The organism is Psychroserpens damuponensis (assembly GCF_000826655.1).
Lineage (GTDB): Bacteria > Bacteroidota > Bacteroidia > Flavobacteriales > Flavobacteriaceae > Psychroserpens > Psychroserpens damuponensis.
Map to the genome: position 1 here is coordinate 1 of NZ_JXJO01000059.1, position 1061 is coordinate 1061.

A 1061-nucleotide genomic window follows, 5' to 3' on the forward strand; every position below is an offset into this window, starting at 1 on the left:
TCCATACATAAAACCGTTGGCAATAATATAACAGAACGCATAAAACGAACAGATTGCTTAATGAAATACAGTATTCCCGATAAAAGAGAATTGACAAAATCCGAAATTGAATTTCTGACTTATCTGTTTAGAAAAGAAAAATCGGAATGGACTAATTTAATCGGAAATCTAAAAGTAATTGCGAGATGTGGTTGTGGAAAATGTCCGACTATAATATTTGGAAAAACATTTGACTCTACAATTCAAAAAGGGAATTTAAAAATAGATTACGCTAGAAAAGGAAAAAACGGAGAATTAATTGGAATATCTGTATACGGAACTGACCAAATGCCGACTGAATTGGAATTTTACTCAATAGATGGAAAATCTGATATTACAGAAATACCGAAAATTGATACTCTAAAATCTATGAATAAAAATCTAACTGAATGAGGAAATATTTAATTTATTTGAACGTACTTGTTCTTTTCTTATGTTCAAGTTGTGCGTATGAATCACAAAATCGTGAAAAACTCATTTCATCTTTCGAAGACAACTTTGGATTTAAACCACCCGAATCTATTAAAAAAATCAAACTTAAGAATCGAGGATATTTTGACTTTGAAGTTCATTATATGTCGTTCACTTATGACTCAACTGTTTTTGAAAAAATTATTGCACACGACCAACCTCTGAAAATTGCCGAAAATAATAATGTGAAATTTGGAAATATAATAGAGGAATTGAAAAAAGATGCAAATCCACCAAGTTGGTTGGATTTACCTAATAAAAATGTTGTCCGAATTTATTATAAAAATGATTTTTTAGACCATACTTTTAGTGAATACTATTTGTGGACTAATAGAGAAACTGAAATGACTTATTTGTATGTTCATTTCTTTGATTGAAAATAAAATACTATTGCCAACACCGTGTATAATTAATTGCTTTTTTTCGCTTACTTGCGAAAATTCCTGCGGAATTTTCTCTGGTTCGTGAAAGTTTGCTAAATTAGCTACCCAACCACGCAACTAATCATACACAAACACGTTAGCCACAAGCTGAAAAATGAACTTTCCTGA

2 protein-coding genes are annotated in these 1061 nt (G+C 30.3%); both read left to right on the forward strand.

The window, feature by feature from the left end:
- On the forward strand, positions 1-432 hold a 432-nt coding region (locus TD29_RS17285; RefSeq protein WP_241485297.1), incomplete at its 5' end, for a hypothetical protein.
- A complete protein-coding gene (locus tag TD29_RS17290; protein WP_040282743.1) occupies positions 429-887 on the forward strand; it encodes a hypothetical protein in 459 nt (152 codons plus the stop codon). The genes TD29_RS17285 and TD29_RS17290, both read left to right, overlap by 4 nt.
- The last annotated feature ends 174 nt before the right edge of the window (positions 888-1061 follow it).

Excerpts from the sequence above, each read along its gene's own strand:
- TD29_RS17290 (WP_040282743.1), top strand. The coding sequence starts at position 429 with ATGAGGAAATATTTAATTTATTTGAACGTACTTGTTCTTTTCTTATGT.